This window comes from Salinicola halophilus (assembly GCF_003206155.1).
GTDB classification, from domain to species: Bacteria; Pseudomonadota; Gammaproteobacteria; order Pseudomonadales; family Halomonadaceae; genus Salinicola; species Salinicola halophilus.
Genome location: NZ_PZJV01000001.1, coordinates 603,254 through 622,825 on the forward strand (window position 1 = coordinate 603,254; position 19,572 = coordinate 622,825).

Annotated in this window: 18 protein-coding genes and 2 tRNA genes; 10 read left to right on the forward strand and 10 right to left on the reverse strand. The window is 65.0% G+C overall.

Annotated features, from left to right (window positions below):
• Nucleotides 1–32: 32 nt before the first annotated feature.
• Nucleotides 33–1,313, reverse strand: coding sequence for an NAD(P)/FAD-dependent oxidoreductase (locus DOM33_RS02825; protein WP_110665623.1), 1,281 nt, complete (start codon nt 1,311–1,313; stop codon nt 33–35).
• Nucleotides 1,314–1,432: 119 nt separating this feature from the next.
• Between DOM33_RS02825 and DOM33_RS02830 the strand changes: the two genes are divergently transcribed.
• Nucleotides 1,433–2,212, forward strand: coding sequence for a lipopolysaccharide kinase InaA family protein (locus DOM33_RS02830; RefSeq protein WP_162617868.1), 780 nt, complete (start codon nt 1,433–1,435; stop codon nt 2,210–2,212).
• On the opposite strand, the gene DOM33_RS02835 is transcribed toward DOM33_RS02830, so the two are convergent.
• The 5 genes from DOM33_RS02835 to hemA form a co-directional block, all read right to left on the reverse strand.
• On the reverse strand, nt 2,191–2,946 hold the full coding sequence (locus tag DOM33_RS02835) for a HesA/MoeB/ThiF family protein (RefSeq protein WP_110665627.1): 756 nt from the start codon (nt 2,944–2,946) through the stop codon (nt 2,191–2,193). The genes DOM33_RS02830 and DOM33_RS02835 overlap by 22 nt on opposite strands.
• Before the next feature lie 70 nt (nt 2,947–3,016).
• Complete coding sequence (locus tag DOM33_RS02840; RefSeq protein ID WP_110665628.1) at nt 3,017–3,517, reverse strand: Lrp/AsnC ligand binding domain-containing protein; 501 nt, start codon at nt 3,515–3,517, stop codon at nt 3,017–3,019.
• A gap of 253 nt (nt 3,518–3,770) precedes the next feature.
• Complete coding sequence (prmC, locus tag DOM33_RS02845; RefSeq protein ID WP_110665630.1) at nt 3,771–4,637, reverse strand: peptide chain release factor N(5)-glutamine methyltransferase; 867 nt, start codon at nt 4,635–4,637, stop codon at nt 3,771–3,773.
• Nucleotides 4,630–5,718, reverse strand: coding sequence for a peptide chain release factor 1 (prfA, locus tag DOM33_RS02850; RefSeq protein ID WP_110665632.1), 1,089 nt, complete (start codon nt 5,716–5,718; stop codon nt 4,630–4,632). The genes prmC and prfA overlap by 8 nt, the downstream gene beginning before the upstream one ends.
• A complete protein-coding gene (gene hemA, locus DOM33_RS02855) occupies nt 5,715–6,989 on the reverse strand; it encodes a glutamyl-tRNA reductase (RefSeq protein ID WP_110665633.1) in 1,275 nt (424 codons plus the stop codon). Before hemA ends, prfA begins: the two co-directional genes overlap by 4 nt.
• Before the next feature lie 435 nt (nt 6,990–7,424).
• Here hemA and DOM33_RS02860 point away from each other — a divergent pair, with 435 nt between their 5' ends.
• The 9 genes from DOM33_RS02860 (at nt 7,425) to DOM33_RS02900 (ending at nt 15,045) form a co-directional block, all read left to right on the forward strand.
• Entirely contained in the window at nt 7,425–9,191 is a 1,767-nt protein-coding gene (locus DOM33_RS02860) for a tetratricopeptide repeat protein (protein WP_110665635.1), read from the forward strand.
• The gene (gene lolB, locus DOM33_RS02865) at nt 9,166–9,837 is read left to right on the forward strand and encodes a lipoprotein insertase outer membrane protein LolB (RefSeq protein WP_110665637.1); all 672 of its coding nucleotides are present in this window, start codon (nt 9,166–9,168) and stop codon (nt 9,835–9,837) included. Before DOM33_RS02860 ends, lolB begins: the two co-directional genes overlap by 26 nt.
• Nucleotides 9,834–10,730: a 4-(cytidine 5'-diphospho)-2-C-methyl-D-erythritol kinase gene (gene ispE, locus DOM33_RS02870; RefSeq protein ID WP_239495241.1), complete on the forward strand. Its 897-nt coding sequence runs from the start codon at nt 9,834–9,836 to the stop codon at nt 10,728–10,730. Before lolB ends, ispE begins: the two co-directional genes overlap by 4 nt.
• A gap of 134 nt (nt 10,731–10,864) precedes the next feature.
• Nucleotides 10,865–10,939: transfer RNA gene (locus tag DOM33_RS02875), tRNA-Gln, on the forward strand.
• Between the two features lie 275 nt (nt 10,940–11,214).
• On the forward strand, nt 11,215–12,156 hold the full coding sequence (locus DOM33_RS02880; RefSeq protein ID WP_188112401.1) for a ribose-phosphate pyrophosphokinase: 942 nt from the start codon (nt 11,215–11,217) through the stop codon (nt 12,154–12,156).
• A gap of 150 nt (nt 12,157–12,306) precedes the next feature.
• Entirely contained in the window at nt 12,307–12,954 is a 648-nt protein-coding gene (locus tag DOM33_RS02885) for a 50S ribosomal protein L25/general stress protein Ctc (protein WP_110665640.1), read from the forward strand.
• Between the two features lie 35 nt (nt 12,955–12,989).
• Nucleotides 12,990–13,577, forward strand: a complete 588-nt coding sequence (pth, locus tag DOM33_RS02890; RefSeq protein ID WP_110665642.1) for an aminoacyl-tRNA hydrolase — start codon at nt 12,990–12,992, stop codon at nt 13,575–13,577.
• Nucleotides 13,578–13,784: 207 nt separating this feature from the next.
• The gene (gene ychF / locus DOM33_RS02895) at nt 13,785–14,876 is read left to right on the forward strand and encodes a redox-regulated ATPase YchF (protein ID WP_110665644.1); all 1,092 of its coding nucleotides are present in this window, start codon (nt 13,785–13,787) and stop codon (nt 14,874–14,876) included.
• A gap of 92 nt (nt 14,877–14,968) precedes the next feature.
• A tRNA-Met gene (locus DOM33_RS02900) sits at nt 14,969–15,045 on the forward strand.
• 144 nt (nt 15,046–15,189) lie between these two features.
• On the opposite strand, the gene DOM33_RS02905 is transcribed toward DOM33_RS02900, so the two are convergent.
• From DOM33_RS02905 to DOM33_RS02920, 4 genes are all read right to left on the reverse strand, one after another.
• A complete protein-coding gene (locus tag DOM33_RS02905) occupies nt 15,190–16,050 on the reverse strand; it encodes a D-amino-acid transaminase (protein ID WP_110665646.1) in 861 nt (286 codons plus the stop codon).
• Nucleotides 16,051–16,093: 43 nt separating this feature from the next.
• A complete protein-coding gene (dgcA, locus tag DOM33_RS02910; RefSeq protein WP_110665648.1) occupies nt 16,094–17,074 on the reverse strand; it encodes an N-acetyl-D-Glu racemase DgcA in 981 nt (326 codons plus the stop codon).
• A complete protein-coding gene (gene dgcN, locus DOM33_RS02915; RefSeq protein WP_110665650.1) occupies nt 17,068–18,069 on the reverse strand; it encodes an N-acetyltransferase DgcN in 1,002 nt (333 codons plus the stop codon). The genes dgcA and dgcN overlap by 7 nt, the downstream gene beginning before the upstream one ends.
• A 90-nt stretch (nt 18,070–18,159) precedes the next feature.
• Complete coding sequence (locus DOM33_RS02920) at nt 18,160–19,476, reverse strand: M18 family aminopeptidase (protein WP_110665651.1); 1,317 nt, start codon at nt 19,474–19,476, stop codon at nt 18,160–18,162.
• Nucleotides 19,477–19,572: the final 96 nt, after the last annotated feature.

Genomic DNA, 19,572 nt, shown 5'->3' on the forward strand with positions numbered 1-19,572 from the left:
CGCCCCGGGGCTCAAGTACCGGCTGCCAGCTTTCACCAGCGGTCACGCAGGCGATAGAACGTGGTCGCCAGCGCGAGCAGTGGCACTCGCAGGCGTTCGCCCCCCGGAAACCGCCGGTGGGGGATCGCCGCCATCTCGTCGAACCGCGCCGGCTCGCCGTCGATCGCTTCCGCCAGCAGACACCCCGCCAGCCCCGCCAGCGCCATGCCGTGCCCCGAGTAGCCGTGCGCGTAATAGAGCGTGTCGCCGAGGCGCCCGAAATCCGGCGCCCGGTTGAGTGTGATGCCGACGTCTCCTCCCCAGCGATAATCGATTCGCGTTCCCGTCAGCGCCGGAAAGAGCGCGCTCATTTTCTCGCGCATGCGTCGATCGAGCGCGCGGGGCTCGCGGCCGCTGTAGCTCACCTCGCCACCGTAGAGCAGGCGCCGATCGGCGGAGAGCCGGTAGTAGTCGAGCACGAAATTGGCATCCGAGACCGCCGGATCGCTCGGCAGAATGCGGGAGGCGAGCGCCGCGTCGAGCGGCTCGGTGGCGATGATGTAATTGCTGACTCGCATGATGCGGCCATCGAGCTGCGGAACCAGCCCGTTCAGGTAGGCGTTACAGGCGACGACGACGGCGTTACACCGCACGCAGCCACTGGCCGTCATGACCCGCGTGACGTCGCCACGCTCGACTCGCGTGACCGGGGAGCGAGCGAGCAACGTCGCCCCCGCGCGCTCGGCGGCGCGCGCCAGGCCGAGCGTGTAGTTGAGCGGATGAAGGTGGCCACCGGCAGCATCGAAAAGTCCGCCAAGGTAGGCATCGGTACGCACGTGATCGCGAAGGGCATCCCGGTCGAGCCAGCGCTCACCGGTATAGCCGTAGATCTTTGCCATGCGCTCGGTATGCGCCTGCATGGCCTTGGCGTGGCGGGGTTTCACCGCCGCATGGACGTAGCCATGACGCAGATCGCAGGGAATATCGTGGCGCGCGATCAGGCGCTCGGTGAGGTCGACGGCTTCGCAGCTCATCGCCCAGAGACGACGCGCGGCATCCAGCCCGACGGCGTTTTCGATCGCCGGCATTTCGGTGCCGAAGCCCGGCAGTATCTGGCCGCCACTGCGCCCCGACGCACCGTGTCCGATCTCCCCAGCCTCCAACAGAACGACTCGATAGCCGCGCTCGGCCAGGTGCAGCGCCGCCGAGCAGCCGGTCACGCCACCGCCGACGATGCAGATATCTGTCGTCTCATCCCCTTGGAGAGCGCTTGTCGAAGCCAAGTCGAGCTGGCGGGTAGCGTGGTAGTAGCTGCGCGGTAACGAAACGCTCATGGCAAATCTTAAGCCCCGCTTAAATTAATGGTATCGTCGCTTTCGGACGAGCGCATCGGGAACCCATTCCGCAGCGACTCGTCGGCCTACCGAACGACCGCCGGCTACCGAGACCTCACGTGGACCCGACAATTTCTCCCACCTACCGCCCTTATTTTGCACACCATGGCCTGACGGATTTCGACGCGTTATGGGCGCTGACGCTCGAGCCGGTCGATCTGCCTAACCGCGAGCGCGGCGGTCACTCCGAAGTAACGCGGTTGACGCTCGATGCGCCGGGCCTGCCCACTCGTACCTTTTTCTTGAAGCGACAGACCAATCACCTCGGGCGCAGCCTGCGTCGACCTCTCGGCGAGCCGACATTCTCGCGCGAAGTGCGCAATATCGAGACGTTTCATCGCTTGGATATTCCAGCGCTGACCGTTGCCTACCATGCCGAGCGCCGCCGCGACCATAACTGGGAGGCGATCCTGGCAACGCCGGAACTGGAAGACTACACCGATCTCGTCTCGCTCAATGAGCAGTGGGAAGCGCTTTCACAGCCGATTCGCCGGTCGATCGTCGTCAGCTGTGCGGCACTCCTGCGCCGACTGCACGCCAGACGCTGGCGCCACGGCAGCCTGTACGCCAAGCATGTGTTCTTGCGCCCCGATGCGGCCGCCACGCATGGCTTCGCCGCCTGTTTCATCGATCTGGAAAAGGCGCGGCCACTGATCAACCCGCGCCACGAGCGCCGCCGTGACGTTCAGCGCTTCGCTCGTCGCTTGACTCAGTGGGGGGGCGAAGAGTGGCGGCTCTTCCTGGACGAATATCTCGGGCGCTCGGGCGATGGCCGTCGTGACGCACGCTGGCAGACGATTCTCGAAAGGGAGTCGCTTCAGTCAGCCGAGCGTAGCTGACAGACCGGACAGTGTGGATCACGCGGCAGCTCGAAACGCCGCCACTCGCCGCGAAGCCCGTCGAAGGTCGAAAGCCCCCGATGCGAGACACCCGCCCCACTCAAGAGCTTGAGCGCCTCCAGCGCCTGGAAGCTGCCGATGACGCCGACTAACGGTGACACCACACCGCTTTCGGCGCAGCTGAGGGCATCCTCGCCCGCCTCATCGCCATACAGGCAGGCGTAACAAGGGCCCTCGGCAACTCGGGGATCGAACACCGCGAGCTGACCGGAGAAGCGGATGGCAGCCCCGCTGACCAGAGGTGTCGCGGTCTCAACGCAGGCGCGATTGATCGGAAAACGGCTGGAGAAGCGGTCCGTGCAGTCGAGTACGACATCCGCCTGCGCCACCGCAGCGAGCAGTGCCTCGCCGGCCAGTCGGCTCGGCAGCGCTTCGATCCGGCAGTCGCCATTGAGTGCCAGTGCCGCTTTGGCGGCGGAGGCGGCCTTGCCAGACCCCAGTGAGGCCTCGGTATGCGCGATCTGGCGCTGCAGATTGGAGCGCTCGACGACGTCGTCATCGGCGACGGTCAGTCGCCCTACGCCGGAAGCTGCCAGGTAGAGCACCGCCGGTGAGCCCAGCCCGCCGGCCCCGACGATGAGCGCGTGCGACTCGAGCAGACGCGTCTGCCCCTCGACATCGATCTCGTCGAGCAGGATATGGCGGCTGTAGCGAAGTAGCTGGTCGTCGTTCATGGCCTCTCGCGGGTTACGTCGGAAGTGGATCGGAGCGGGCAAAGGCGCGAATCGAGGGGGCGTACCCGACTCAGCGCTCGTCGATCGCCTCGAGTTCGGGAATGGGTAGCGACAGGGCCTCTTTGACCTCCTCCATCACCACGTAGCTCTTCGACTCCTTGACCCCGGGCAGGGTCAGTACCACGTCGCCGAGAAGCTGACGATAGGCGGACATCTCGGGAATGCGACATTTGAGAATGTAGTCGAACTGGCCCGATACGAGGTGGCACTCCTGGATCTGCGGCAGCTCGGCAACGGCCCGACGAAACTCGTCGAACACCGCTGGCGACTGCGTGCTGAGACTGATCTCGACGAACACCAGCAGATTCGACTTGAGCGCCTTGGGATCGAGCAGCGCCCGGTAGCCACGAATGACGCCGGCGCGTTCAAGTCGTTTGACCCGCTCGAGACACGGCGTGGTCGACAACCCCACCTGAGTGGCGAGATCGACATAGGAGATGCGCGCGTTGTCCTGAAGACAGCGCAGAATGTTGAGATCGATACGGTCGAGCGAGCGCGATTTGGCTTTCATTGCTGTCATTGTTCCAGCCAGTGGATCGAGAAACGTCGACCCCGCCCGCCTGGCACCGGCGGGGTCGGCGCGTTAGTACTATCACAGCTGCGCGTCGCGGACATCCACCGCTGCGTGTCGCGGACGCCTACAGCTGCGCGCCGAGCCCATCGGTCCTCGCGAACGCCCCCGCCGAACGGTTCCCGGGCGGGTCATCGCCGAGCCCGACCGGGTCAGCCACGCAGCGCGAGGGAGCGTCGGGTAATGTCTCCCGTCACCGCTTTTGCGGCTCACCGTCCCAGCGGCCGCCGGTCACCCGCTCGCGGCCGCCCAGATCTTCGAAGGTCGCGACGTCGCGATAGCCGTGGTGCTCGAGGCGTCGCCGGAGCGTCGCCCCTTGTTCGAATCCGTGTTCGAGCCAGAGCCAGCCGCCGACGTTCAGATGCGTACGAGCGCCGATGACGAGCGTCTCGAGAGCGGCGAAACCGTCAGCGTCGGCGACCAGCGCGCTGCGTGGCTCGAACCGCACGTCTCCTCGAGTCAAGTGCGGGTCGTCGTCGGCGATATAGGGGGGATTGGAGACGATGACGTCGAATCGACGTCCGGCGAGCGCGGAGAACCAGTCACTGATCATCACCTCGACCTCAAGGCCGAGCCGTTCGGCGTTGGCCGCCGCCAGCGCCACCGCGTCGGCGGAGTCGTCGACAGCGCTGACCCGCCATCCGGGCCGCTCGCAGGCAAAGGCCAGCGCCACCGCGCCGGTACCGGTGCCGAGATCGAGCAGTGCTCCCGCTTGCCGTGGCGCCGAGGCCAGCGCCGCCTCGACCAGACGCTCGGTATCGGGACGCGGAATGAGCGTCGCCGCCGTGGTATCCAGTTCGAGCCCCCAGAACTCTCGCCGGCCGACGAGATAGGCAACCGGCCACCCCGCCTCGCGCCGAGCGAGCAGAGCGTCGAAGCGGTCTTGCGCATCGGCATCGAGAGGGCGATCGCCCCAGGTGTAGAGCCAGGTTCGCCCCACGCCGAGCACGTGCATCAGAAGGAGCTCGGCATCGAGCCGCGCCGAGTCGCTCTCAGTGAGGCGACCCGAGGCTCGCCGCAGCGCCTCATCGACCGTAAGCGGCGGACGAGTCTCAGGCATCGCCCTGCAGCGCCGCCAGCTGATCGGCCTGATACTCGTTGATTAACGGCACCAGCACTTCGTCGAGATCGCCCCCGACCACCTCCCCCAGCTTGTAGAGCGTGAGATTGATGCGGTGATCGGTGAGCCGCCCTTGGGGAAAGTTATAGGTCCGGATGCGCTCGCTGCGATCGCCGGAGCCGACCAGCGAGCGGCGCGTGTCCGCCTGCTGCTGACGCTGGCTGTCCACCGCCGACTGCTTGAGCCGCGCCGCCAGCAGCGACATCGCCTTGGCGCGGTTCTTGTGCTGACTGCGCTCTTCCTGGCACTCCACCACGACACCGGACGGCAGATGAGTGATCCGGATCGCCGAGTCGGTGGTATTGACGTGCTGACCGCCGGCGCCGCTCGAGCGAAACGTATCCACGCGCAGGTCGTTGGCGTTGATGTCGATATCGCCGACTTCGCTCGCTTCCGGCATCACCGCTACGGTGCAGGCCGAGGTATGAATACGCCCCTGGGATTCGGTGGCGGGAACGCGCTGAACGCGGTGTGCGCCGGATTCGAACTTGAGCATGGCATAGACGTTATCCCCCTTGATGCGGGCGATGACCTCCTTGTAACCGCCGTGCTCGCCGTGATTGGCGCTGACGACCTCCACGCCCCAGCCACGACGCTCGGCGTAGCGGGCGTACATGCGAAAGAGATCGCCGGCGAACAGTGCCGCTTCGTCCCCGCCGGTACCCGCTCGGACCTCGAGGAAGACGTTGCTGGCGTCGTCGGGATCCTTGGGCACCAGCTGACGTTTGAGCTCGGCCTCCTGCTCCTCCAGAGTCGCGCGGGCGGCGAGCCACTCCTCTTCGGCGAGCTCGCGCATCTCGGGGTCGCTGTCGTGTCGCATCTGTTCGGCGGCATCGATGTCACCTTCGGTCCGGCGATACTGGAGCCATGACTCAACCACCGGCTCGAGTTCGGCATACTCGCGGGAATAACTGCGAAAGCGGGCCTGGTCGGCGATGGTATCGGGTTCGGAAAGTAGCGCGGACAGCTCCTCGAAGCGGTCCTGGAAGGCGTCCAGTCGTTCGCGCAGAGACGCTTTCATGCGGAATCCTGTGTCGTTGCTGAGGCGTCGATCAGCAAGCTGTCGGCCGCCTGAATGATGTCTTGGCGTGACTCGCCCGAGGCCTCGCGAAGTCGCAGGGTCGGACCGTGCATGAGCTTGTTGGCGAGCTGATGCGAAAGCCGCTTGATGACCGTCTCGGGGTCCTCGCCTCGCGCCAGCTGTGCGAGCGCCTGTGCTTCGGCGTCGCGACGCAGCGACTCGCCGTGCTGACGATAGCGCCGAATCAGATCGCCCGCGCCGCGCACGCGACGCTCGTGAAGCCAGTGCTCGACGCCCTGCTCGATGAGTCGCTCCGCCTGATGCGCAGCGACCTCGCGATGGCGCCGGTTCTCGGCGATCACCTGTTGCAGGTCATCGACGCTGTAGAGAAAGACGTCGTCGAGATCGCCCACCTCGGGCTCGATATCGCGGGGCACGGCGATGTCGACCATGAAGATGGGCCGATGTCGGCGCACCTTGAGCGCCCGCTCGACCATCCCCTTGCCCAGAATGGGCAGATCGCTTGCAGTGGAAGCGATGACGATGTCCGCCTGCTCCAGCGCCTGGGGAATGCCGCCGAGTTCGATCGCCTTGCCCCCGCAGTCGTCGGCAAGCGCCTCCGCACGGGCCAGCGTACGGTTGGCCACCGTGATCCCCAGAATTCCCGCCTCGCGCAGATGTCGGGCCACGAGCTCCACTGTCTCGCCGGCACCGATCAGCAACGCCCGGGCGCGGCCGAAGTCGTCGAAGATTCGGCTGGCGAGACTCACCGCGGCGTAGGCAACCGAAACCGGGTTCTCGCCGATCGATGTCTCGGTACGCACCTGCTTGGCGATCGAGAAGGTCTGCTGGAACAGCCGCTCCAGCTCACTACCGAGACCGGCGTGCTCGCGGGCAAGCTGATAGGCATCCTTTAGCTGGCCGAGAATCTGCGGCTCGCCCAGCACCATCGAGTCGAGCCCGGCGGCCACGCGCATGAGATGCCGGGCGGCTTCGCCTTCGTGGTAGTGATAGGCGCTATTGAGCAGCTCATGAGCGGCCATGCCGTGAAAGCTGCTCAACCACTCCAGCAGCTGACTCTCGCCGCCATCGGCGGTGACGCAGTAGAGCTCGGTACGGTTGCACGTCGAAAGTACCGCCGCTTCATGCACGTCCGGTAGCGCACGCAGCTGCCCCAGCGCCGCCGCGTACTGCGACGGTGAGAAAGCGACCCGCTCGCGCATGTCCACCGCGGCGGTCTTGTGATTGATACCCAGAGCTAGCAGCGTCATGAAATCACAGTCGATAATCTTGCATGGGTCGAGCCGCCGGCATCGATTCACCCGAATGACACCTGGGAGGCCGGAGCCGCTTGGGCCCGGTCGCACACCGGCGGCAGCCGTCGAGAGGCTCGCCGAAACGGGGCGGGCCGAATACGGGGCCTCGTGCGTCGTTACGCAGGTCCCGGTCGAACGGATGACGACACCGGCTCGAATCCGAGACGCCTGTTTCTCGAGACGCTAGCCTTTGCGGCCCCTCGCCTCTTGCAACGTCGCGTGTCGTCCAACCCTGCCCTCGCGGCGACGCCATTTTAGCACAACCGAAGAACGCTTAGCAGGCAAGCGTTTTGCGCCGGTGCACTCGGCACCGCCAAACCGCCCGCGGCGCCGATTGACCCGCCGCATTCACCGGGTATGCTTGAGCCACCGATCGATCCCGAGGACGGCATGTCCAAACGTCTGTTCTACGCCGCCGGCTGCGCGGCGCTGCTGACCGGCTGCCAAGGCATGTCGGCCGATTCCACCGCGTCTTCAGATCAGGATCCTCTGCGCAACGCGCCGCCGATCACCCGCGGCTTCGACGCCCAGGGGCTATCCGACGTGCTGCTCGCGGAGATGGCAGGTCAGCGCGGCAATTTTCGTCGCGCCGCGCTCGGCTATCAAGGCGCTGCCGAGCGCTATCGCTCGCCGGCGCTCGCCGAGCGGGCGACGCTCGCGGCGCGCTATACCGAAGACACCGACCTGCTCACCCAGACCGCCGCCCTGTGGCAGCGTCTCGCCCCCGAAGACGATGGGCCGGAGGCTCTGCTGTCGGGCATTGCCATCGATCGCGGCGACTGGCCCGCCGCCTTGGGACATCGCCTCGAACTCGCCCGTCAGGGGGGAGAGGCCGAGCTACTGTCGTTCATCGATCTGGCGCTCGAGTCCGGCGCGGCCATCGACGAACTCATTGCGCCACTGCGCGACTACGTCGCTGGCCATCCTACCGATCTCGATGCAGGTCTCGCGATGGCGAGACTCGAAGCCGTCGGCGGTGATCCCGCGGCGGCGCTGGCTCGCCTCGACCATCTGGCCGCGACGACGACCGTATCGGCGGAACTCTGGCTGGTACAGTCTCAGATCGCGCTGGGCGCGGGTGACACTGGCCTCGCCGAAGCCGCCGCCCAGCGCGGGCTCGCCCTCGCCCCGAGTGACAGCCGTTTCCTGCTGGCGCTATCGCAAAGTGCGATCGCCCGCGGTGACATTCCGGCCGCCGAGGCGCAGATCGATCGTCTGCTCAAGCGCTACCCCGACAACCCCACGCTTCGCATCGCGCTCGCCCGGCTCTACCTGCAGTCTGCCGCACCGGACGCGGCGCAACGACTGCTGCTGCCACTGCTGGATCGCGACGACACGCCGCCCGGCGCCTATCTACTGCTGGCGAGCATCGCCGAATCTCGGGGGGAGGCGGACAACGCGCTGCTCTATTACCGCCAGGTCCCCCCTGGCCCGGGTTTCAATGAATCACGAGCGCTGGCGATTCGAATGCTGGCACGCGATGCGCGCTACGCGACCCTTCAGGAGTTCGTCCGCATCGAGTCGCTCCGGCACACGCGTCAGCGCTCGACGCTGACACAGCTGGGTATCGAGGCGCTGGATGCGGCAGACCAGACGCAGGCGGCGGATGCGCTACTCAGCGATGCGCTAACCCAAGCGCCCAACGACGGCGATCTTCTCTATACCCGCGCCATGCGGGACTACACGCAGGGCAACGTTCCCCGAATGCTGGCGACACTTCGTCAGATCATCGAGCGCGATCCCAACGATGCCGCTGCACTCAACGCCCTTGGCTACACCCTGGCGACGGAAACCGATCGATTGGACGAAGCGCTTCCCCTTGTCGAGCGGGCGGCCGCCATCGATCCCGATAGCCCGGCGATCATGGATAGCCTTGGCTGGATCCATTTCCGACTCGGTGAGACGCAGAAGGCACTCGACTACCTCCGGCGCGCTTACGACAAAGTTCCCGACCAGGAGATCGCTGCCCATCTCGCCGAGGCGCTGCTGACGCTCGGCCAGGCCGCCGAGGCAAGGCGCGTGATCGACGCGGCGATGGCGAACAGCGATACGCATCCGGCCATCGACGATCTGCTCCGCCGGCATCCCGAACTTGCGCCACCCTCTTCTCCGATTTCGACAGGACGTCCCCATGCCGACGCGTCTACCGGCCAATGATCGACCGTATCTCCCCTTTCCCCGGCCATGGCGCCGCTACCGGCCCTTAGGGGCCCTTTGCCTTGCACTCTGGCTAGCCGGCTGCGCCGGTCAGGCGCCGGTTCCCGACGTCCCCCGCCAGGGCGACGACTGGGAGCGCCAGCAGAATGATCTGGTCGCACTCGATACCTGGGAGATCGCGGGCAAGGTCGGGCTGCGCACACCGGATGACAGTACCAGCGCCAATCTCGACTGGTCCCAGACGCCGCAGCACTATCGGATGCTGATCAGCGGACCGTTCGGCACCGGGCGTAGCGTGCTCGAAGGCCGTGAAGGCTCGGTCGAGCTGACCACCGGTGACGGCACTTTCACGGCCGCCTCGCCCGAAGCCCTGATGCAGCAGCAGCTGGGCTGGTCGTTGCCGATTTCGGCCCTCGATTACTGGGTGCGCGGTCTACCGGCGCCGGGAACGGCATTCGAAACTACGCCTGACGAGCTCGGCTTCCCCAAAGCGCTGCAACAGGCGGGCTGGCGTATCGAATATCGGGACTGGACCTATGCCGGCGACCTCTGGCTACCGCGACGTCTGGTCATGACCTACGACGACGTCCGCGCCACGCTGGTGGTCAATGAGTGGCGGCCAGACACGGCCGACGCAACGCCATGATGCCGGTCGACGCGCAGACGGACCGCCCCAATACGCTATCGCTGCCCGCGCCGGCGAAGCTCAACCGCCTGCTGCGGATCACCGGGCGTCGCGACGATGGCTATCACGATCTGCAGACGCTTTTTCAGCTGCTCGATCTTGCGGACACCCTGCACTTCACCCGCCGCGATGACGGACAGATCAAGCTGTCATCGGCACTGGAAGGCGTCGCTCACGACGACAATCTGGTGGTCAAGGCCGCACAGCGGCTACAGACGATCAGTGGTACCGGCAATGGGGTCGACATCGTGCTCGACAAGCGTCTCCCTCTGGGCGGGGGCTTGGGCGGCGGCAGTTCCGATGCCGCGACGACGCTCGTCGGTCTCGATCAGCTATGGGGCTTGGGGCTCGGACTCGATCGTCTGGCCGAGATCGGCCTCGAACTCGGGGCCGATGTGCCGGTCTTCGTGCGTGGCGACAGTGCCTGGGCCGAGGGTATCGGCGAGCGCCTGAATCCGGTTCGGCTCGATGAAACGGCGTTCGTCATCGTGCATCCTGGGGTCAGCGTTTCCACTGCAGCCGTCTTCAACGACCCCGGTTTGACACGTCATAGCCTCGCCATTAGTATGCGCCACGCACTCGACGGGGCCACCCCCGAGACGGTGTGGCGCAACGACTGCGAAAGCAGCGTTCGTGCGCTCTATCCCGAGGTCGACCGTGCCATTGCCTGGCTTTCGCAGTACGGGCCGGCCATGCTTACCGGGACAGGCGCTTGCGTCTTCTGTCCGCTCGACGACGCCCTGGCCGAAGAGGCCCTGCGCAATGCGCCGAGCGAATGGCAGGTCTTCAAGGCTCGCGGCTGCAATCGCTCACCGCTGCATCGCACCTTGAAGCTCGACCGAGGCTGCACGTGAGCCGCGATCGCGCGAAGAGAGATGAAAGGATTATCGTCATTTTCTCTTAGCCAACAGCGACTCGAGACTGGTTTTACGTGCACGACTGGTCAACGGTCAGCGCCTTTGCGCATAATGTGCGCTACCGACATTGCTGGGGTATAGCCAAGTGGTAAGGCACCGGTTTCTGGTACCGGCATTCCCAGGTTCGAATCCTGGTACCCCAGCCATCTCTTCGCTATTCCAAAGCCTGCATACGGAAACCGGGACGCGATGGCCATTCAGTCCACACGACTTCCCTACCGGCGCCGCCATGGCTTCTCCCGCCGCTTCGACGTTCGTTCCCCGGGTCGAGAGACTCGCCAGGGAGACGTGTTCGCTCGCGCCGGCTCGACATCGGATCATGAGCTCTCGCCGCTCTCCCCGAGTTCCCTCTGCAGACTCGCTCGCTTCAACGCAAATCGACTCCCTACCGACCCTCTAAAGCTCTCAAAGGTGGCTGCGCGTGTCTAAATTGATGGTTTTCACCGGTAACGCCAACGTCGCCCTCGCGTCGAAAGTTGCCGAGAGTCTCGACAACCGGCTCGGCCATGCCACGGTCGGTCAGTTCAGCGATGGCGAGATCGCCGTCGAGATCAACGAAAACGTGCGCGGCAAGGATGTCTTCATCCTGCAGTCGACCTGCGCGCCGACCAACGACAACCTGATGGAGCTGATCCTGATGGTCGACGCGCTTCGTCGCGCCTCGGCCACGCGAATCACCGCCGTGGTCCCTTACTTCGGCTACGCGCGTCAGGATCGCCGAGTTCGTTCCGCGCGCGTGCCGATCTCGGCCAAGGTCGTCGCCGACATGATGGTCAAGGCAGGCGTCGATCGCGTGATGACGATGGATCTGCACGCCGACCAGATCCAGGGCTTCTTCGACGTCCCAGTGGACAACGTCTACGGCTCGCCGATCCTGCTCGACGACATCGAGCGTCAGAACTACGACAACCTGGTCGTCGTCTCCCCGGACGTCGGCGGCGTAGTGCGCGCCCGCGCGATCGCCAAGCAGCTCAACGTCGACCTGGCGATCATCGACAAGCGTCGGCCTCAGGCCAATCAGGCGCAGGTGATGCACATCATCGGCGACATACAGGATCGCACCTGCGTGGTGGTCGACGACATGGTCGATACCGCCGGCACCCTGTGCAAGGCGGCCGAGGCACTCAAGGATCACGGCGCGCGTCGCGTGGTGGCCTATGCCACGCACCCCATCCTCTCGGGGCCGGCGGTCGACAATATTAGCGGGTCGGTGCTTGACGAACTCGTGGTTGCCGATACCATACCGCTTTCCGAAGCTGCGCGTCGCAGCGGTCAGATTCGTCAATTGACGGTCGCCGGCCTCATCGCCGAGGCCATCCGCCGCGTCAGCAACGAAGAATCCGTCAGCGCGATGTTCCACTAAGACGCCGAAGCCCTCGCGGCTCGGTATCGAAGGGATCACACCGCGCGGATAGCCGAGCGACTGCCGTGACGGCAGTCGCACTCAGGAGACGGCACGGCCTGGTCGCGGGCCGTGCCGCTCTCCTTTATTGCTCAATAGAGGTGACAATCGATGTCCCATTACACGCTTACTGCCAACGTTCGTACGGAGCTGGGGAAGGGTGCGAGCCGCCGCCTGCGCCGCAAGAACGAACAGGTCGCTGCGATCATCTACGGCGGTGAGACCGCGCCGCAGCCGATCACCATCGACAAGCCGGCCTTCTACAAGGCCATCGAAGACGAGGCGTTCTTCTCCTCGATCGTCGATATCGAAGTCGACGGCAAGAGCGAGCAGGTCGTTATCCGCGATCTGCAGCGCCACCCGTACAAGGCGCTGATCACTCACGCCGACTTCATGCGTGTCGATGCCACGCACGAAATCACCATGAACGTTCCGCTCCACTTCCTCAACGAGGAAGACTGCAAGGGCGTCAAGGACGAAGGCGGCGTGCTGCACGTGCTCAACAACGACGTTCAGGTCAGCTGCCTGCCGTCGAAGCTTCCGGAGTACCTGGAAGTCGACGTCGCGGACCTGGCGCTCGGTGAGACCATCCACCTCTCCGACATCAAACTGCCGGAAGGCCTGACGCTGGTCGAGCTGTCCCACGGTGAAGAGCACGACGCTGGCGTCGTCAGCGTGACTCACCCGACCGTCGTACGTGATGACGAGCTGGCCGGTGAAGGCGTCGACGAAGACGGCGAGCCGAAAGACGAGGCGTAAGCGCCTCGACGACGTGATCAGCACAGGCAGGTGGTATGAGTGAAGTCAAAGCGGTCATCGGCCTCTGTAATCCAGGGTCGGAGTACCAGGAGACACGTCACAACGCCGGCGCCTGGCTGGTCGAGCGTCTTGCCCGGGACGCAGCGGTATCGCTGCGTCCCGAGCGTAAGTTTCAGGGGCTCTACGCCAAGATCACGCTCGGTGGACGTGATCTGCACCTGCTCAACCCCACCACCTTCATGAATCGCAGCGGCGCCTCCACGGCCGCATTGTGTCAGTTCTTCAAGATCACCCCGCAAGAACTGCTCGTCGCCCACGACGAACTCGATATCGATCCAGGACTCGCGCGCTACAAGACCGGCGGCGGTCACGGTGGCCACAACGGCCTGCGCGATATCGTCAGTGCTCTGGGTAACGTCAAGGACTTTCACCGCCTGCGCATCGGCATCGGCCACCCCGGCAATGCCAAGCTCGTCACCAACTACGTACTGGGCCGGCCCGGCAAGGCCGAACGTCAGGCCATCGACGATGTCATCGACGAGATCATCATGACGCTTCCGGATGCGCTCAAGGGTGACTGGGCCAAAGCGATGAATCGCCTGCACAGCTTCAAACCGAGCTGATACCCCTCCCCCGCCTGCGTTTCTCTCCTTTTTCCTTTCCCGCAATAGCATCAACAGTTCGCGTGGTTCGATATTGCGTTATTAGCATCTCGACGCTCGACGCCAAGAGTGTGGCCCGGACAGGCGACGTCCCGTAGAATGCGCGCCATTCGCTCTTTCGCCGTGTCTACAGATACGGCTTTCAGAACTAGCCTTCAGGAACGCACCATGGGTTTCAACTGCGGCATCGTCGGCCTGCCCAACGTGGGCAAATCGACTCTCTTCAACGCGCTGACGCGCTCCGGCATCGACGCCGAGAACTTTCCTTTCTGCACCATCGAGCCGAACACCGGGATCGTACCGATGCCCGATCCGCGTCTCGACCGACTCAGCGAGATCGTCAAACCGCAGAAGGTGCTCCCCAACACCATGGAGTTCGTCGATATCGCCGGGCTGGTCGAGGGGGCCTCCAAGGGTGAGGGATTGGGCAACCAGTTCCTGGCCAACATTCGTGAGACCGATGCCATCGCCCACGTGGTCCGCTGCTTCGACGACGACAACGTGATCCACGTCTCCAACCAGGTCGATCCGCGTGCGGACATCGAGACGATCAATCTGGAACTGGCGCTGGCCGATCTCGACGCCGTCGAGCGCGGCATCCAGCGCTTGGCACGCGCGGTCAAGGGCGGGGATAAAGAGGCAGTGGCCACCAAGGCGATCCTCGACCGCATCCAGCCGCATCTGGCAGAGGGCAAGCCGCTGCGCAGCCTCTCCCTGGATGCCGACGAACAGCGTCAGATCCGTAGCTACGGCTTTCTGACGCTGAAGCCGACCATGTACATCGCCAACGTCACCGAGGACGGCTTCGAGAACAATCCGCATCTCGACATCGTTCGCGAGATCGCCGCCGAGGAGAACGCGGTGGTCGTGCCCGTCTGCAACAAACTCGAAGCGGAAATTTCCGAGCTCGAGGACGAGGAGCGCGCCATGTTCCTCGATGAGATGGGCATGGAAGAACCGGGGCTCGACCGCGTGATTCGCGCCGGTTTCGGTCTGCTCGGCCTGCAGACCTACTTCACCGCCGGCGTGAAGGAAGTCCGCGCCTGGACCGTGAAGATCGGCGCTACCGCGCCGGAGGCGGCCGGTGCGATCCATACCGACTTCGAGAAGGGTTTCATCCGTGCCGAGGTGGTGAGCTATGACGACTTCGTCGCTCTCGGCGGTGAGAACGGCGCCAAGGAAGCCGGCAAGTGGCGTCTCGAGGGCAAGACGTACGTAGTGAAGGATGGCGACGTGATGCACTTCCGCTTCAACGTCTAAAGCGAACGGCGAAAATGCCAGAAATTCGTTGACGCATCATCGGGTTATGGTAATATTCGCCTCCGTTGTCACGCGTCAGGCGAGACGACATCGGCTACGTAGCTCAGCTGGTTAGAGCACATCACTCATAATGATGGGGTCCCCTGTTCGAATCAGGGCGTAGCCACCAGACAGCATCGAAAAAGCCCACCTCACGGTGGGCTTTTTTGTGGGTGTGTGTCGCGTTGCGCTCGGCCCCATCAAGCCGCCGCGCCCAAGGCCCTGCTGATCTCGCCCAATCGGCGCCGGACCTCGGCGACGCCAGGGCTCAACGTTACAGGGCGCGACGCCGGCTTTCCTCGATATAGCGCTCACGCAGGCGACGCACTACCTCGCCAGGATATCCATCGGCAATGGCGACCCCGTCGAGCTCGATCACCGGCGTCACGAACGACGAGGCCGATGTCACGAAGCACTCGGCGGCGCTCTGCGCCTCCTCGACGGTGAACGCCCGCTCCTCCACCACCAGATCGAGCGTCTCGGCCAGCTCACACACCACCGCGCGGGTGATGCCAGGCAGGATGTCGTGCGAGAGTTCGCGGGTGACCAGACGCCCTTCCGTCGTCAAGATCCAGGCGTTGTTGGAAGCGCCTTCGGTAACGAAACCGTCCTCAACCATCCAGGCATCATCGACGCCCGCGTTGCGAGCGGCCATCTTCGCCATCGCCGGATAGAGTAGCTGCACCGTCTTGATATCGCGTCGGGCCCAGCGCCAGTCCGGCTGTGTCACCACGCGGATGCCACGACGCCCCGAAGCCGCGTCGACCAGCGACTTGGCCTGGGTAAAGAGCACCAGCGTGGGCGTTACCGCTTCGGGGTAGTGGAAATCGCGATCGCCACTGCTGCCGCGCGTCAGCTGCAGATAGACCATCCCCTCCTTCAGCTCATTACGCCGCAGGAGCTCGCGGTGGATCTCGAGCAGCGCGTCATCGCTCCACGGCACTGCGATCTCGAGCTCGCCCGCCGAACGACGCAATCGGCGCACGTGCGCCTCGAAGTCGATCAAACGGCCGTCGAGTACCGAACACACTTCGTAGACACCGTCGGCGAAGAGAAAGCCGCGATCGAAGACCGAGACGGTGGCCTTGCGCTCATCGACATAGTCACCGTTGACGAAAACCGTTCGCTGCGTCATGCGCGCTCTCCGAGACGAATCTGTTGCGGGATCATGTGCCGACTCATCCCCAGAGCCTGCGATCTGCCGGATGGATCCCCTGAACGTCGAATACCATACCGTACTCGCGGTCCCGGGCCAGCAGCAGCGGCCCGTCCAGATCGACGATCGCGACGCCCTGCGCCACCAGTAGCGCCGGCGCCATCGACAGCGACGAGCCCACCATGCAGCCGACCATGACCTCGAAACCTTGCGCCTGCGCCTCGCGCTTCAACGCCAGCGCCTCGGTCAGACCGCCGGTCTTGTCCAGCTTGATATTGACCATGTCGTAGCGGCCGACGAGCCGGGAAAGCGATCCGCGATCGTGGCAGGCCTCGTCGGCGCATACCGGCAGCGGTCGGGAGATCGCCGCCAGCGCTTCGTCGACAGCCGTCGGCAGCGGCTGCTCGACCATGCTGATGCCGAGTTCGAGCAGTACCGGCGCCAGACGTTCGTAGGCCTCGGCATCCCAGCCTTCGTTGGCATCGACGATGATCCGCGCCGACGGCGCCCCTTCGCGCACCGCTTGCAGACGCTCGATGTCTCCCTCGCCACCGAGCTTGAGCTTCAGTAGCGGCTTCTCCGCGTGCTGCCGCGCCTTGTCGCGCATCACCTTCGGCGCGTCCAGCGACAGCGTGAACGCCGTAATCGCCGGCCGCGGGGGCTCCATCTGTGCCAGTTGCCACACCGGCTGGCCAGCCAGCTTGGCTTCGAGATCCCAAAACGCGCAGTCGAGCGCGTTGCGCGCCGCCCCGGCCCCAAGCCGCGACTGCAGCGCTTGTCGATCCATGCCCTTGGCCAGATCGTCGCGTACCGACTCGATCTGGGCGATCACGCTCTCGACCGACTCGCTGTAGTGGGCGTAGGGCACGCACTCGCCGCGCCCGATGTGAGTGCCATCGCTGAGGGTCGCCACCACCACCCGGGCATCGCTGCGCGAGCCGCGGGAGATAGTGAATACCTCAGCGAGCGGAAATACCTGCTCCTCGACCGTCAGCGTCAGCATGCCAACACCGCCTCGGCCAGCCGCTTACCGCCCTGGCGATAGGGGTCGACACACGGCAGGCCCAGACGCGCCTCCAGACCCTGCAGATAGCCCTCGGCTTCTTCGGCGTCCATGGCCGCGGTGTTCACCGAGACCCCGACCACCTGACAGGCGGGATTGACGACGCGCGCCAGCGGCAGCGCCGTGTCTCGCAGCTGCTCCAGCGTCGGCAGCTGGTAGTGCGGCAGCCCACGCATGTGCGTTCGGGTCGGTTCGTGGCAGAGGATCAGCGCGTCGGGCTGGCCGCCGTGGATCAGTGCCATGGTGACGCCCGAGTAGGAAGGGTGAAACAGACTGCCCTGCCCTTCGATGATGTCCCAATGATCGTCGTCGTTGTCCGGTGTCAGCCACTCGATGGAACCGGCCATGAAATCGGCGATCACGGCGTCCAGCGGCACCCCCTGGCCGGTGATCAGAATGCCGGTCTGGCCGGTGGCGCGGAAACTCGACTTGGTCCCGGCGTCGCGCAGCGCGATATCCAGCGCCAGCGCGGTATACATCTTGCCGATGGAGCAGTCCGTCCCCACCGCCAGGCAGCGCTTGCCGCGCCGCTTCTTGCCGTCACCGATGGGGTACTGCACCTGCGGCACCCGCACATCGATCAGTCGACCACCATGCGTTTCGGCAGCCTCGACCAGCTCCGGCTCGTCGCGCAGCAGATTATGCAGGCCGGAAGCGATGTCCATACCGGCGGCGAGCGCCTCCTTGAGTACCGCGATCCAGCGGCGCGAGATGACTCCGCCGCGGTTGGCGGCGCCGATCACCAGCGTTTTCGCGCCCTGGTCGACAGCCGCCTCGATGTCCAGGTCCGGCAGCTGCATGTCGGCCTGGCAGCCCGGCAGGCGGTACTGCCCGAGGGCGTACTCCGGACGCCAGTCGCGGATACCCTGAGCGACCTTGGCAGAGAGCGGGTCGGGGACGTCCCCCAGGAATAGCAGGTAAGGGGTCTCGAGCATGGAACATCTCCTATTCATCGATAGAGGACGGTGGCGCGACCCGCTTTATGACTGTAGAAAGCCGCCGCGCCTGCAGCAGCGTCGTCCTGCTCAACCCACCGCTAGCGACGGCCGGTTGAAGAACGTGGTCAGCGCGCGAATCAGATAGTCCGGATCTCGGGTACCGGTGGTTTCCCGGATCGAGTGCATACCCAGCTGGGCCACACCGACGTCGATGGTGGGCACGCCGAGTTCGGTAGCGGTAATCGGCCCGATGGTGCTGCCGCAGCCCATGTCGGCACGGGTTACGAACTCCTGAACGGGCACGTTCGCCTCCCGGCACAGATCGCGAAACAGCGCGCCGGTAGCGCTGTTGGTCGCGTAACGCTGGCTGGCGTTGATCTTGATCACCGGCCCCGCATTGAGGGCCGGGCCGTGCTGGGGGTCGTGCTTGTCGCTGAAGTTGGGATGCACCGCGTGCGCGTTGTCGCACGAGATCATCAGCGAGCGCTGGATCAGCCTGACGAAACCTTCGTCACCGGGCTCGCCGAGCGCCGCATTGGCGCGTCTCAGCACGTCGGCCAGGAACGGACCCTGGGCACCGCAGGCGCTGGCGCTGCCCACTTCCTCGTGGTCGTTGGCGACGAGTACCGCGCCCTGCTCACCGTCGGCCGCCAGCAGCGCCTCGAGTCCAATGAAGCAGGAGAGAAGATTGTCGAGTCTGGCGCTCGCCAAGAGTTCACCGTTGACACCGACCCGCGCCGGAGGCTGCACGTCGTAGAAACCCAGCTCGAAGTCGACCACTTCGGCATCGGTAAAGCCGTGTTCGCGCTCCACCCAGTCAAGGAGCAGGCGGTCGAAATCCGGTGCTTCGCCCCCCTGCAGAAACAGCGGCGCCATCTGGGTCTGCGGATTGACCGCGCGACCGCTATTGGCCTCGCGGTCGAGGTGGATCGCCAGGCTCGGGATGGTAGCGACGGCCTCGGCGACGTCGATCAATACTCCTTGCAGTCGCCCGTCCCCTCGACGAACATGCACTCGGCCTGCAAGGCCCAGATCGCGATCGAACCAGGGTGCCAGCAGCGCCCCGCCGTAGACCTGAACACCGAGCTGTAGCCAACCCTTGTTGACCTGCGCCGGCTGAGGCTTCAATCGCAGTGCCGGGCTGTCCGTGTGCGCACCGACCATACGCAGCGCCTCGAGCTTCGAGGCCGGCAGCTGTAGCGCGATCAGCGAGCTATCGTTACGCGTGACGTAGACCTTGTCGCCGGGCGTCAGCGTCCAGCTCTCGGTCTCGTCGAGTCGGCGGTATCCGGCGGCTTCGAGCCGCGCCGCCAGATTGGCGGTAGCGTGCCAGGGTGACGGGGAGCGGCGAAGAAAGTCGATCAAACGGTCGATAGTGGCGGTGTCGGCAACACGTTCGGTCATCGGGTTCCTCTGATGGCGATCTGTGGTCAGTCGGAGTGACTGCTACAATGGGCTTCGGAGCTGAATCGGATTCATGAATTCGGTCGTATTCTAGGG